A 13,280-nucleotide genomic window follows, 5' to 3' on the forward strand; every position below is an offset into this window, starting at 1 on the left:
CTGGACGGCAGCAACCGGAACGAGCCTTCGCGCTTCAGGCGCGGAGGCTCGTTCCGGTTTTCGTTCCTGCCGGCGGAGGGCAGGGGAGCGGGCTTTGGCGGCGGGTGTCCCGGTCGGGAGCGCAGCGGGTGTCCCGTCAGTTCCCGTGGTGGCTTTCCTGCTGCAAATTGCCCCCGTGTTGGCCGTGCGGCACCGCATACCGGCCGGCCGCGGAGGCGGCGAGGCCCGGCGTCGTAATTCCTGCCACCAGTACGGCCCCCGCAAAGGCCGCCAGCAGCAGCCTGCCCGGGCCAGATGCCGCAGGGGCGGCAACCTGCCCCTGCTGCTCCCGGGCAGTGAAGCGCCGAAGCCAGGTGGCCGCAGCACTGATGATCAGCGTCAGCAGCAGGGCGGTGAGCTGGCTGAGGTTGAGGACGGAGGTCTCAGCTGTGGCAAAGGCGATGGCGCCAACGTGGAGGGCGGCTGCGGTGGCCAGGACAAAGAGTGCGCCCCTGCCCGAGGGAACGCGCCCCTTCGCCAGGGACACCACGGTCCCCGCCAGCAGGCCCGCACCCCAGAGCCCCGCCACCGCGGCGGCCGCATGGTGCAGCGGGCCGGGCTCCCCGGCAGCGCCTGCCAGGAAACTTGAGCACATGGCCAGGTTCACTGAACCCGCACCGAAGCCGGCGAACCCGGCAAAGAGCCGCACAGCCGCAGCCTTCGGGCTCTCCCCGGGTGTGGCAGGCGCGGCCGGTCCGGCAGGCATGCCTCTCTGCGGCTCCGCCAGGGACGGCAGCCTGGACATCGGTGCTAGGCCCGGACGGCAGCGGGGGACTTGTCCAGCGACAGGCCCACGCCCAGGAGAAGCACGGCGCTGGCGAGGTGCAGCACGTTGTCGGCGCCGTTGAGCGCAATGATATTCAGCGGGGAACTCAGGAGGAACAGGCCCAGCACACCGACCAGCAGGTAAACGGCGCCAACGGCGGCGTTGACGGTGCGGGCGCTTGCCGTGCCTTTCAGTCCGGCGAAGAGCAGCGCGGCGCCGATAGCGAGGTGGATGACGTTGTGCAGGGGATTGACTTCGAAAATGATGAGGCTGGATCCCTCGGTGGCCGCGAAGCCGACGCCGCCTGTGACGGCGAAACCCAGGAGGCCGACGAGCAGGTAGACGGCTCCGAAAGCGGTGGCAACGAGACGGTTGGGTGAAGTGCGCATGGCCCGAATCCTTCCGGTAGTGCGGGTGTGGTCCCGCCGGATTTCAGGTCCCGGTGCGGGACCCTCGCCAGCAATTCGGACCATGCGGCACTACGGATGGGTCGGTTGCCGGCAAGCGGTCCGTCCCGGGCATGAGGCACCTTGGTTGGACGTTGGAGCAGGTGACGGCTTGGCGTTGCCGAAGCCGGCGCGCCGGCGTCAGGCCTTGGGCCGGAGCTTGATATTGGTCATCTTCATCCCGTCGGTGCCCTCAAAGCGGTATGCGAGGTCCACTTCCTTGCCGTCGCAGGTAATGATGCCCGCCACGTCCGCGGCTTTGACCCCGTTTTCGGTGGCCACCTTGAGGTCGTTGTAGGACGGCTTGCAGGAGTCATTCATTTCCAGGCTTTCGACGCCGGAAATAAAGGTTTCCTTGGACAGCTGTTCCTTCAGGGCCGGGTCGAGGTAGTCGTCGTAGGCTTTGGAGTTTTCACCGGCAATGACCAGCTTGGTGAAACCGTCGGCCAGGCCCCGGGCCTGGTTGGTGGCACTGCCAGCCACGTTGACCAGGATAACGATCCCCACGATCGCGAGCAGCAGGACACCGCCGATGCTGCCGAGGATGATCCACAGCTTCCGGCGGCCCCTGGCCGGGGGCTGCTGGCCGGGCAGGCCGAAGGGAGCGGCTTCCTGGTATACGGCGGCCGGGGCCTGGTACCCGCTTTGGGAAACCGGGTACCCGCCGTGAGGACCCTGGTAGCCGCCTTCGGGAGCCGGGTACCCGCTGCCGGGAACCGGGTTGGCCTGTCCGCCCTGCACCTGCGGCTGCTGTGGGGGTACAGGCGGCTGCGGTGCGTAGCCGGGTTCTCCCGGCTGGTACGGGGCCTGAGGATTGCTCAAGATGGCGCCTTTCCGGCGGGGTGCGCTGCACCGCCTGGTAGCGGGGACCAGTGCCGGCACCCATGGATAACTTGGATCAGCCTATAGCGGGCAGGGCAGTCGTCATACTTTATGGCGGGCGCTTGCTCCGCTTTCCGGGCAGGCACGCACTTCCCTCGCGTGCCTGCCCCGGAGCAGCTACCCGGCCTGCGAACCACGCTCAAGCAGGGGCTGGACCCGGAACGGGATGAGTTCGCCCATGGCCAGGGCGGTGTCCGTGCGGTCCACGCCGTCGCAGGCGAGGATTTTTCCGTTGATCCTGAAAAGGTCCTCGGCATCCAGGGCCACTACCCGGAGCAGGAGGTCGGCGGAGCCTGTGAGCCCGTAGCCTTCGAGGATTTCGGGCACGTCCGCCAGGTCCTTCGCCAGCTGGCCAAGTTTTTGCTGCTGGACATGGACGGAAATGAAGGCCATCAGCGGGTAGCCCAGGGACGCCGGATTGATCCGGCGTTCGAAGGACAGGAAGACGTGCTTTTTCTCCAGCTGGGCCATCCGGGCCTGCACAGTGTTCCTGGACAGCCCCAGCTTCTGTGCGAGCGCCACCACCGTCCGCCGCGGGTCCTGGGCCAGGGCCGAAAGGAGGCGGGTGTCAGTGCCATCCAAAGCTTGCATAATGCGCAACGTTAGCATCGTCCGGAGCCGCCGGACAGAGCATATTGCTCAGCGAGGGCCGCGGTGGTTGTACCCAATGAGCATTGTGAGTAGGGTCACAGTATCCGGGGCAACGGCGCCCGGAAGGCCGGCGGCAGAGGGATCACAAGTCCACGGAATCCGCAGGTCAACGACGTGAGAGGTTGCGGCTATCGTGTCTACAGACGGAATGGGCCAAGGCAGCGCAAGTGCCCCCATCGCTGCTGATTTCACCGGCACGGGTGGTCCAGCGCAGACCCCCGGGCGGGCAGCGGAGCTTGTCCAGCTGATCACCCCGTCGGGGGAGCGGATCAGCCACCCGGAATTTGATCCCTTGCTGCAGGACATCACCGATGAACAGCTGTGCTCGCTGTTCGAGGACATGACGGTCATCCGGCGGATCGACGTTGAAGCCACGGCCCTGCAACGGCAGGGTGAGCTGGCATTGTGGCCGCCGCTGCTCGGGCAGGAAGCCGCGCAGATCGGTTCCGGCCGGGCCCTGCGCGCCGATGACTTTGTGTTCTCCAGCTACCGCGAAAACGGTGTTGCCTACTGCCGCGGCGTTGATCTCACGGACATCGTGAGGGTCTGGCGCGGCAACTCATCCTCCGGCTGGGATCCGTACTCCATCAACATGGCCACGCCGCAGATCATCATCGGCGCCCAGACCCTGCACGCCACCGGTTATGCCATGGGAATCCAGAACGACGGCGCGGATTCGGTGGCCGTAACCTACTTTGGGGACGGCGCCACCAGCGAGGGTGACGTCAATGAAGCCATGGTCTTCGCTGCAAGCTTCCAGGTTCCGGTGGTGTTCTTCTGCACCAACAACCAGTGGGCCATCTCTGAGCCGGTCCGGCTTCAGTCCCATATCCAGCTGGCAGACAGGGCAGCAGGCTTCGGCATCCCCAGCCTGCGCGTGGACGGCAACGACGTCCTGGCCGTGATGGCCGCAACCAGGGTGGCCCTGGACCGCGCCCGGCACGGCGGCGGTCCAACATTCATTGAGGCCGTCAGCTACCGGATGGGTCCGCACACCACGGCCGATGACCCCACCCGCTACCGTGATGCCAACGAACTGGAGGACTGGGCAGCGAAGGATCCGATCAGCCGGGTCGAGGCCCTGCTGGACCGCAAAGGCCTGCTGACGCCGGAGCTGCAGCAGCAGGTCCGGGACAAGGCCGACGCCGTGGCCCGGGAAATGCGCGCAGGCTGCACCACCATGCCGGACCCGCAGCCGCTGGACATTTTCAAGCACGTGTACAGCACGCCCAACTCCTGGCTGGACCGGCAGCAGGACCATTACACCCGTTACCTGGCCTCCTTCGGTGATCCCGCGGAAGCTGTATCAGAAGAAGGTGCACGCTGATGACCCAGATGACCTTTGCCCGCGCCATCAACGCAGGCCTGCGCAAGTCGTTGGAGAACGATCCCAAGGTGGTCCTCCTGGGAGAGGACATCGGCGCGCTGGGCGGCGTGTTCAGGGTGACCGACGGCCTGCAGAAGGACTTCGGCAAGCACCGTGTTGTGGACACGCCACTGGCTGAATCGGCCATTGTGGGAACGGCGGTGGGGTTGGCCTACCGCGGCTACCGTCCCGTGGTGGAAATCCAGTTCGACGGCTTTATCTACCCCGCATTCGACCAGATCGTCAGCCAGGTGGCCAAGCTGCACTACCGTACCCGCGGCGCGGTCAAGATGCCCATCACCATCCGGGTCCCCTTCGGCGGTGGCATCGGCTCCCCGGAACACCATTCGGAGTCGCCCGAAGCCTACTTCACCCACACCTCCGGGCTTCGCGTGGTCACCGTGTCCAACCCGCAGGACGCACACACAGTCATCCAGCAGGCCATCTCCTGCGACGACCCCGTGCTGTATTTCGAGCCCAAACGCCGATACCACGACAAAGGCGAGGTGGACGAGTCTGTCGATCCGCGCACAGCCGTGCCCATGGACCAGGCCCGGGTGGTCACCGAGGGCGCCGACGTCACCCTGGTGGCCTACGGTCCGTTGGTAAAAACTGCCCGGGACGCAGCCTTGGCCGCGGCTGACGAAGGGATTTCCCTCGAGGTCATCGACCTGCGCTCGCTGGCCCCCGTGGACTACGACACCGTTGTTGCTTCGGTCCGCAAGACCGGGCGCCTGGTGGTTACGCACGAAGCCGGCCAGTCAGGCGGCCTCGGCGCAGAGGTGGCTGCCAGCATTACCGAACGGTGCTTCTACCACTTGGAGGCTGCGCCGGTCCGGGTCACCGGATTCGACATCCCGTACCCGTATTCCAAGCTGGAAATGCACCACCTGCCCGGTCTGGACCGGATCCTCGACGGCGTGGACCGTGCCCTGGGCCGGCCGAACTCCCTCAGCGGGCTGGAAGGATGAGCGGCACCATGATCAAAGAATTCCGCCTCCCGGACCTTGGGGAGGGGCTCACTGAATCGGAAATCGTCAGCTGGAAGGTGGGTGTGGGCGATACGGTCAGCCTGAACCAGGTGATCGCCGAAGTGGAGACCGCCAAGGCAGTGGTGGAGCTTCCGTCCCCTTTTGCCGGCGTCATCAAGGAACTGCACGAGCAGCCCGGTACCATCGTGGAGGTGGGCAAGCCTATCGTGTCGTTTGAAGTGGCGGACGACGACGGCGCCTCCCCGGGTGGGCCTGCCATGCCCGCGTCGTCCCCCGCGGAGCAGGATGCACCGCCGGCGCTTCGGGGCCAGGGCGAGCTCCGCGGCCAGGAGGCGGAGCCGGAGCCCGGGCCGAAACCGGCACCGGCCAAAAGGGAACCCAACCTGGTGGGCTATGGCGCCGTCGTCGAAAGCTCCGGCCGGCCCGTGCGACGCCCCCGCAACCTGCAGACGGCGGTGATTGAGCCGGCGGTGGTTGGGCCTGTCGAAACCATGTCCCCGGTGGTTGAGCCCGGCCAAACCCGGCCTGTGGAAACCGGAACAAGGCCCCGCTCCACCCCGCCGGTGCGGAAATTCGCGCGGGACCTCGGCGTCGACCTGGCCGTGGTCTCCGGGACGGGTCCGCAGGGGCTGATCACCCGGGAGGACGTGCAGCACTTTGTGGAGGAACAGTCGGTAAGCGCCGGCCCGCGTGAACAGGCGACTTTATCCCCGGCCGGCACCCCATCCCCGGGGGAGCGGGAAACCCGGACGCCCATCAAGGGAGTGCGGAAGTTCACGGCTGCCGCCATGGTGGAGAGCGCCTTCACCGCTCCGCATGTCACGGAATTCCTGACGGTGGACGTCACTCCCGCCATGGAGTTGCTGGCCAGGCTCAAGGGCAGCCGCGAGTTTTCCGGCCACAAGCTGACGCCGCTGACGCTTGCGGCCAAGGCGGTCCTGATCGCCCTGCGGCGGAATCCCGCCCTCAATGCGCGGTGGGACGAGGCGAACCAGGAGATCGTCACCTTCAACTACGTGAACCTGGGCATCGCGGCCGCAACACCGCGGGGGCTGACCGTTCCCAACATTAAGGACGCCCACACCCTGTCCCTCCTCCAGCTCGCCGATGCGCTGACGAGGCTGACGGAAGCCGCCCGCGCCGGCAAAACCACACCCACCGACCTCACGGGTGGAACCATCTCCATTACCAACATCGGTGTCTTCGGGATCGACGCGGGGACGCCCATCCTCAACCCGGGGGAAGCAGCCATTCTCGCCCTGGGGGCCGTGCGGAACATGCCATGGGAGTACCAGGGCGAAGTGGCACTGCGCCAGGTCCTCACGCTGAGCCTGTCTTTCGACCACCGCCTCGTGGACGGGGAGCAGGGCTCACGCTTCCTGTCGGACGCAGGCGCCATCCTCGCCGACCCGGGCATGGTCCTCACCATGGTCTAGCCAGCCCGGGAGTTTTTGTCCAGATATGCAGGCTTCGAGGCGGTTTATCCCTGCATATCTGGACAAAAACTCCAGCGTTAGGGGGCGGGTTCCGGGGCTTCCACCAGTAACGCGGCCAGTGCCATGTTCTCCAGCAGCGGACGGGCGGAGCGGGCTGCCATTTTCCGCCCGTGGCTGCGCACCGAGTGCGGGGTGGAGTTGATCAGACCGAATGTGGCGTGCGCCCGCATCCGGAGCTCGGCGATATCGGTGTCCGGACGCAGCTTGGCCAGGACATCCACCCAGACCTCGACATAACTGAGCTGAAGCGCCCGGACTGCCGACTGGTCCTCTTCGGAGAGGTTGCTGAAATCCCTGTCCTGCACACGGATTACATCCGGCTTGCCCAAGGCGAAGTCCACCTGGAACTCCACCAGGCATCGCAGGGCAGAAGCGGGATCGGCGTTGCGGGCCACCACGTCACGGCCGCCGTCGAGCAGTTCCCGGCTGACGGTGACCAGAAGGTCGGCCAGGACTGCCTGCTTGCCGGGGAAATGCCGGTAGACCGCAGGCCCGCTCACCCCGGCAGCGGCCCCAAGATCCTCCAGCGAAACACGGTTGAACCCGTTCACTGCAAACAGGGACGCCGCTGCCGACAGGAGGGCCTGCCTGCGGCTCTCCTTCGCCAGGCCGCGCTGCGTGGATGGGCCGGCCTGTGTGGCGTCGGTACTGCGCACATTTCCTCCTCGTCGATCCCGCAGATCTTAGCAAGAGCGGCTATGTGTTGGACTTCACAGTTAATACAGACTAACCTGAATTTCAGTTATTGAGCACTAACCGAGTTACCTTCGCAGTGCTCGGATCGGAACACGAACGGACCGTCAATGGAGACCCTTGCCACCCGGCTCGATGCGGCTGCCGAAACCTACGCAGCCAACCGTGACGCCCAGCGGGAGCTGGCCGAAGAGCTACGGAAAAAACTCGCCGACGCCGCCCTGGGGGGACCGGAAAAATCCCGGCAGCGCCACGTGGCCCGCGGCAAGCTCCTGCCCCGCGAGCGGATCGACCAGCTGCTGGATGACGGCAGCCCGTTCCTGGAAATAGCCCCGCTCGCCGCTAACGGGATGTACAACGATGAGGCTCCCGGCGCGGGCGTGATCGCCGGCATCGGCCTGGTGCACGGCCGGCATGTGCTGGTGATCTCCAACGACGCCACGGTCAAAGGCGGAACCTACTACCCGATGACCGTGAAGAAGCACTTGCGTGCCCAGGAAATCGCGCTGGAAAACCGGCTGCCGTGCATCTACCTGGTGGACTCGGGCGGGGCCTTCCTGCCCAAACAGGACGAGGTCTTCCCGGACCGGGACCACTTTGGCCGGATCTTCTACAACCAGGCCCGGCTCTCTGCGGCCAAGATTCCGCAGATCGCCTCCGTGATGGGCTCCTGCACAGCCGGCGGCGCCTACGTTCCCGCGATGAGCGATGAAACGGTGATCGTCCGGAACCAGGGAACCATCTTCCTGGGCGGTCCGCCGCTGGTGAAGGCCGCGATCGGCGAAATCGTCAGCCCGGAAGAGCTGGGCGGCGGGGAGGTGCACTCCAGGATCTCCGGCGTTACGGACCACCTCGCCGAAAACGACGAACACGCACTCCAGATCATCCGGGACATCGTCGCCACGCTGCCCCTTCCCGCAGCGCCGGCTTGGGACGTAAGCGCCGCCGTCGAACCGTCCGCGGACCCAGAGGGGCTCTATGGCGCTGTGCCCACGGACGTCAACGCCCCCTACGATGTCCACGAAGTCATCGCCCGGCTGGTGGACGGCAGCCGGTTCCACGAGTTCAAGAAGGAATACGGCACCACCCTGGTGGCCGGTTTTGCCCGCCTGCACGGGCACCCCGTGGGCATTGTGGCCAACAACGGCGTGTTGTTCAGTGAGTCCTCGCTCAAGGGCGCGCACTTCATCGAACTGTGCGACCAGCGCGGCATTCCGCTGCTGTTCCTGCAGAACATCTCAGGATTCATGGTGGGCAAGGACTCCGAACAGGGCGGCATCGCCAAGAACGGCGCCAAGATGGTCACGGCCGTGGCCACCGCGAGGGTGCCGAAGCTTACCGTGGTGATCGGGGGCTCCTTCGGGGCGGGCAACTACTCCATGTGCGGCCGCGCGTATTCGCCGCGGTTCCTGTGGATGTGGCCGGCGGCCCGGATCTCCGTGATGGGCGGCAACCAGGCCTCCAGCGTGCTGGCCACCGTGAAGCGGGACCAGTACGAGGCAGCGGGCGAGGAATGGTCCGCCGAGGACGAGGAATCCTTCAAAGAGCCCATCCGCCGGCAGTACGAGGACCAGGGCAGCCCGTACTATTCCACCGCCCGGCTGTGGGACGACGGCGTGATCGATCCAGCGGACACCCGTACCGTCCTGGGCCTCGCGCTGGACGTCGTTTCCCGCACCCCGCTGCCGGAAACCTCCTTCGGCCTCTTCAGGATGTGAGCCCCATGACCACGCCTTCCCTGACCACCAATGCCACAGCCCGGAAACCGGTCTTCGGAACCGTCCTGGTGGCCAACCGCGGCGAGATCGCGTGCCGGGTGATCCGTACGCTCCGCGCCCTGGGCATCCGTTCGGTCGCCGTGTACAGCGATGCCGACGCCGGCGCCCGGCACGTGCGCGAAGCTGACGCTGCCGTGCGGATCGGCCCCGCCGCGGCCGCGGAGAGCTACCTCAGGATTGATGCCGTCATTGATGCCTGCCGCAGGACCGGAGCCGAAGCGGTACACCCGGGCTACGGCTTCCTGAGCGAAAACGCCGAATTTGCCCGTGCGCTGGACGGGGCCGGCATCACCTTCATCGGACCGGGCGTGGAGGCGCTGGAGATGATGGGGGACAAGATCCGGTCCAAGAACCACGTGTCCGGGTACGGAGTCCCCGTGGTTCCCGGGATCGCGAAGCCCGGCATGACGGATGAGCAGTTGATCCAGGCCGCGGCCGCTGTAGGTTTCCCGCTGCTGATCAAACCCTCCGCGGGCGGCGGCGGCAAAGGCATGCACGTGGTGGAAGGCCCGGAGGAGCTTCCGGCCACACTGGCCACTGCAAGGAGGGTGGCGGCCAGCGCGTTCGGCGATGACACCCTCCTCCTGGAGCGGCTGGTGTCCACACCGCGGCACATCGAAGTGCAGGTGTTGGCCGACAACCACGGCAACGTCATCCACCTGGGCGAGCGGGAATGCTCGCTGCAGCGGCGGCACCAGAAAGTCATCGAGGAAGCCCCGTCTCCCCTGCTCGAAGCGCTGCCCGACGGCGGTGCCATCCGTGCCCGCATTGGCGAGGCCGCTTGCAACGCCGCCCGCAGCGTCAATTACAGCGGCGCCGGAACGGTGGAGTTCCTGGTCTCCGACCAGGCGCCCGGTGAGTTCTACTTCATGGAGATGAACACCCGGCTGCAGGTGGAGCACCCGGTCACGGAAATGGTCACCGGCGTGGACCTGGTGGAATGGCAGGTGCGGATTGCCGCCGGCGAGGAACTCACCCTCCGGCAGGCCGACGTCGAACTCAACGGCCACGCGGCGGAGGCGCGCGTGTACGCCGAGATCCCCGAGAAGAACTTCCTGCCGTCCACCGGGAGAGTGCTCCTGCTGGACGAGCTCCCCGGACCACAGCAGCGGCCGGATGCCCGCGCGCGGGTAGGGGCGGCAGCGGACACGGGGACCGTCCGGGTGGATTCCTCGCTCATTGAGGGGCTGGAGCTGTCCGCCAGCTACGACCCCATGCTGAGTAAGGTCATCGCCTGGGGTGCGGACCGGGCTTCCGCCCTGGACACGCTGGACGCGGCGCTCGCCGGCTACACGGCACTGGGCATCGACACCAACGTCGAATACCTCCGGCTGCTCATCAATGACCCCGATGTCCGCGCCGGGCACCTGGACACCGGCCTGATCGAGCGCAAACTGGAGCATCTCGCCTTCCGCAGGCTGGGTGACGCCGAACTGGTGGCGGCAGCGCTCTTCGCCATTGCGGCGGAGGGACAAGCCGGGGAACAACAGGACGCGCCGGTACCGCCGGGACCTTGGCACACCCGCACAGGATGGCGGCTCGGCACGCCGGCACCCCGCCGGATCAGCGTGGGAACGCCCGACGGCGGTGTTGTAACGGTCCGCGTACTGGAGTCGGCGCAGCATGGGACTGCCACCGTTGCCGTGGACGGCGGGCCCTGGCGTGAGGCCACACTGAGGTTTCCCGGCCGCCACCACGCAGAGATCACGCTTGACGGTGGGTCCGCAACGTACTCACTGGTCAAAGGGCAGCCATTACCTGGTCCGGCAGGCCCGGAAAACCCTGTGCCCGCTGAGATCTTCCTTGGCAACGGGGGCTGGTCCTGCCGGCTGGAAGTCCTGTCGAGGGAGTCCAGGCTTGAGCGGGTGCTTGCCGCCATCCAGCGGGAGGAGGGCGATGCCGATCCGGCCGTGCGCTCGCCGATGCCTGGGACGGTGGTCTCCGTCCCGGTGAGCGACGGGGACACCGTCACCAGGGGGCAGGTGCTCGTTTCCGTGGAGGCCATGAAGATGGAGCACCAGCTGCTGGCTCCGCTGGACGGCACAGTGCATCTGGCTGCCCGCCCGGGCGGCCTGGTGAAGGCGGACCAGGTGCTGGCCACGATCCACCCGCATCCCCCCGGCAGCGACACCAACCCCACAGACACAGAACGCGCAGCCACAGACTCAACACAAGGCAAAGGAGCCTAGCCATGGCAGGTTTTGAACTCAGCGAGGAATACCAGGACCTCAGCAATACGGTCCGCGAATTCGCCGACGAAGTGGTGGCCCCGGTATCAGCCAAGCACGACGAGGAGCACAGCTTCCCTTACGAAATCGTCAAGCAGATGGCCGAGATGGGCCTGTTCGGGCTGCCGTTCCCGGAGGAGTTCGGCGGAATGGGCGGGGACTACTTCGCGCTTGCCCTCGCCCTGGAACAGCTGGGGCGGGTGGACCAGTCGGTCGCTATCACCCTCGAAGCCGGGGTCTCCCTGGGTGCCATGCCCGTCTACCGCTTCGGCACGGACGAACAGAAGCAGGAGTGGCTGCCCATGCTGGCGTCCGGCCAGGCGCTCGCCGGTTTCGGCCTGACGGAACCGGAGGCAGGATCGGACGCGGGCGGTACCAAAACCCACGCCCGGCGCGAAGCCGGCAACTGGGTGATCAACGGGAACAAGGAGTTCATCACTAACTCCGGCACCGACATCACCCGCCTGGTCACCGTCACCGCCGTCACCGGGCAGAAGGAACGCCCGGACGGCTCCGTCCAGAAGGAGATCTCCACCATCCTGGTCCCCACCGACACGCCCGGCTTCAAAGCCGAGAAAGCCTACAACAAGGTGGGCTGGAACGCCTCGGACACCCACCCGCTGACCCTGAAGGACGTTCGCGTTCCCGAGGCAAACCTGCTGGGGGTGGAAGGCCGCGGCTACGCCAACTTCCTGTCCATCCTGGACGAGGGTCGCATCGCCATCGCCGCACTGGCCACCGGCGCAGCCCAGGGATGCGTGGATCTCTCCGTAAAATACGCGAAGGAACGCAGCGCCTTCGGACACCGGATCGGCAAGTACCAGGCGGTCGCCTTCAAGATCGCGCGGATGGAAGCAAGAGCCCATACCGCCCGCCTGGCGTACTACGATGCGGCCTTCCGCATGCTGGCCGGCAAGCCGTTCAAGACCCAGGCGGCCATCGCTAAGATGGTCGCAGGCGAGGCGGCCATGGACAATGCGCGGGATGCCACCCAGGTATTCGGCGGCTATGGCTTCATCAACGAGTTCACCGTGGCACGCCACTACCGCGACTCCAAGATCCTTGAAGTGGGGGAGGGCACCACGGAGGTCCAGCTGATGCTGATCGCCCGCGAACTGGGTCTGTAATCCAGTTTGTGTGAGCAGGGACTGTAGCCGGCCTGAAAGGATCACTGATGATTAACAAGGTTGTTGCCACCGCCGGGGAAGCAGTGGCGGACATCCCGGACGGCGCGTCCCTGGCCGTGGGCGGTTTCGGTTTGTGTGGAATCCCGGTCACCCTCATCGATGCGCTGCACAAGGCAGGAACCTCCAGACTGGAGACAGTGAGCAACAACTGCGGCGTGGACGACTGGGGCCTGGGCATCCTGCTCCGCGACGGCAGGATCCGCCGCACCATCAGCTCCTACGTCGGTGAGAACAAGGAGTTCGCCCGGCAGTACCTGGCCGGCGAACTCGAGGTGGTGCTCACCCCGCAGGGAACGCTGGCCGAAAAGCTCCGCGCCGGCGGCGCCGGCATCCCTGCCTTCTACACCAAGGCCGGGGTGGGCACGCAGGTGTCCGAGGGCGGGCTGCCGCAAAAGTACGACGCCGAGGGCCGGGTTGCGATCGCGTCGGCACCGCAGGAGGTGCGCTCCTTCGCCGGGGTTGACTACGTGCTGGAGGAGGCGTTGGCGCCGGACTTCGGGCTGGTCCATGCCTGGAAGGGGGACCGGCACGGAAACCTGGTCTTCCACGCCACCGCCATGAACTTCAACCCGCTCTGTGCCATGGCCGGCCGGATCACCATCGCCGAGGTGGAGGAACTCGTGGAACCCGGCGAGCTGGACCCCGGGCACATCCATACCCCGGGCATCTTCGTCCAGCGCGTGGTGCTTGCCGCCAACGCCGAAAAACGCATCGAGAAACGGACAGTCGCCCTCAACCCGCAGGCAGGAGCTTAGC

General features: G+C 66.4%; 12 protein-coding genes. 7 read left to right on the forward strand and 5 right to left on the reverse strand.

Annotated elements, in window-relative coordinates:
* Positions 1–136: 136 nt before the first annotated feature.
* The 4 genes from BACI348_RS07805 to BACI348_RS07820 all read right to left on the reverse strand — a co-directional run bounded on the left by BACI348_RS07805 (position 137) and on the right by BACI348_RS07820 (position 2,724).
* Positions 137–745, reverse strand: coding sequence for a hypothetical protein (locus BACI348_RS07805; protein ID WP_159824699.1), 609 nt, complete (start codon positions 743–745; stop codon positions 137–139).
* A 44-nt stretch (positions 746–789) separates the two neighbouring features.
* Entirely contained in the window at positions 790–1,194 is a 405-nt protein-coding gene (locus BACI348_RS07810) for a DUF4383 domain-containing protein (protein WP_159824700.1), read from the reverse strand.
* A gap of 198 nt (positions 1,195–1,392) precedes the next feature.
* Positions 1,393–2,073, reverse strand: a complete 681-nt coding sequence (locus BACI348_RS07815) for a hypothetical protein (RefSeq protein ID WP_236557490.1) — start codon at positions 2,071–2,073, stop codon at positions 1,393–1,395.
* Positions 2,074–2,250: 177 nt separating this feature from the next.
* The gene (locus BACI348_RS07820; RefSeq protein ID WP_159824701.1) at positions 2,251–2,724 is read right to left on the reverse strand and encodes an Lrp/AsnC family transcriptional regulator; all 474 of its coding nucleotides are present in this window, start codon (positions 2,722–2,724) and stop codon (positions 2,251–2,253) included.
* A 193-nt stretch (positions 2,725–2,917) separates the two neighbouring features.
* On the opposite strand from BACI348_RS07820, the gene pdhA reads away from it, so the two are divergent.
* From pdhA to BACI348_RS07835, 3 genes are read left to right on the forward strand one after another with little or no spacing between them, the layout of a single operon-like run.
* Positions 2,918–4,111 (forward strand): pyruvate dehydrogenase (acetyl-transferring) E1 component subunit alpha, encoded by a 1,194-nt coding sequence (gene pdhA / locus BACI348_RS07825; RefSeq protein WP_159824702.1) that lies wholly within the window; start codon positions 2,918–2,920, stop codon positions 4,109–4,111.
* Entirely contained in the window at positions 4,111–5,121 is a 1,011-nt protein-coding gene (locus tag BACI348_RS07830; RefSeq protein WP_159824703.1) for an alpha-ketoacid dehydrogenase subunit beta, read from the forward strand. Before pdhA ends, BACI348_RS07830 begins: the two co-directional genes overlap by 1 nt.
* An 8-nt stretch (positions 5,122–5,129) precedes the next feature.
* Complete coding sequence (locus BACI348_RS07835; RefSeq protein ID WP_159824704.1) at positions 5,130–6,578, forward strand: dihydrolipoamide acetyltransferase family protein; 1,449 nt, start codon at positions 5,130–5,132, stop codon at positions 6,576–6,578.
* A gap of 77 nt (positions 6,579–6,655) precedes the next feature.
* On the opposite strand, the gene BACI348_RS07840 is transcribed toward BACI348_RS07835, so the two are convergent.
* Complete coding sequence (locus tag BACI348_RS07840) at positions 6,656–7,294, reverse strand: SACE_7040 family transcriptional regulator (RefSeq protein ID WP_159824705.1); 639 nt, start codon at positions 7,292–7,294, stop codon at positions 6,656–6,658.
* Between the two features lie 147 nt (positions 7,295–7,441).
* Between BACI348_RS07840 and BACI348_RS07845 the strand changes: the two genes are divergently transcribed.
* The 4 genes from BACI348_RS07845 to BACI348_RS07860 are packed head-to-tail and all read left to right on the forward strand — an operon-like array spanning position 7,442 to position 13,279.
* Positions 7,442–9,049 (forward strand): carboxyl transferase domain-containing protein, encoded by a 1,608-nt coding sequence (locus BACI348_RS07845; RefSeq protein ID WP_159824706.1) that lies wholly within the window; start codon positions 7,442–7,444, stop codon positions 9,047–9,049.
* Between the two features lie 5 nt (positions 9,050–9,054).
* A complete protein-coding gene (locus tag BACI348_RS07850) occupies positions 9,055–11,298 on the forward strand; it encodes an acetyl/propionyl/methylcrotonyl-CoA carboxylase subunit alpha (RefSeq protein WP_159824707.1) in 2,244 nt (747 codons plus the stop codon).
* Between the two features lie 2 nt (positions 11,299–11,300).
* The gene (locus tag BACI348_RS07855; RefSeq protein ID WP_159824708.1) at positions 11,301–12,464 is read left to right on the forward strand and encodes an acyl-CoA dehydrogenase family protein; all 1,164 of its coding nucleotides are present in this window, start codon (positions 11,301–11,303) and stop codon (positions 12,462–12,464) included.
* A 47-nt stretch (positions 12,465–12,511) separates the two neighbouring features.
* Entirely contained in the window at positions 12,512–13,279 is a 768-nt protein-coding gene (locus tag BACI348_RS07860) for a CoA transferase subunit A (RefSeq protein WP_159824709.1), read from the forward strand.
* Position 13,280: the final 1 nt, after the last annotated feature.

This window comes from Arthrobacter sp. 9AX (assembly GCF_902506095.1).
Classification (GTDB): domain Bacteria; phylum Actinomycetota; class Actinomycetes; order Actinomycetales; family Micrococcaceae; genus Arthrobacter.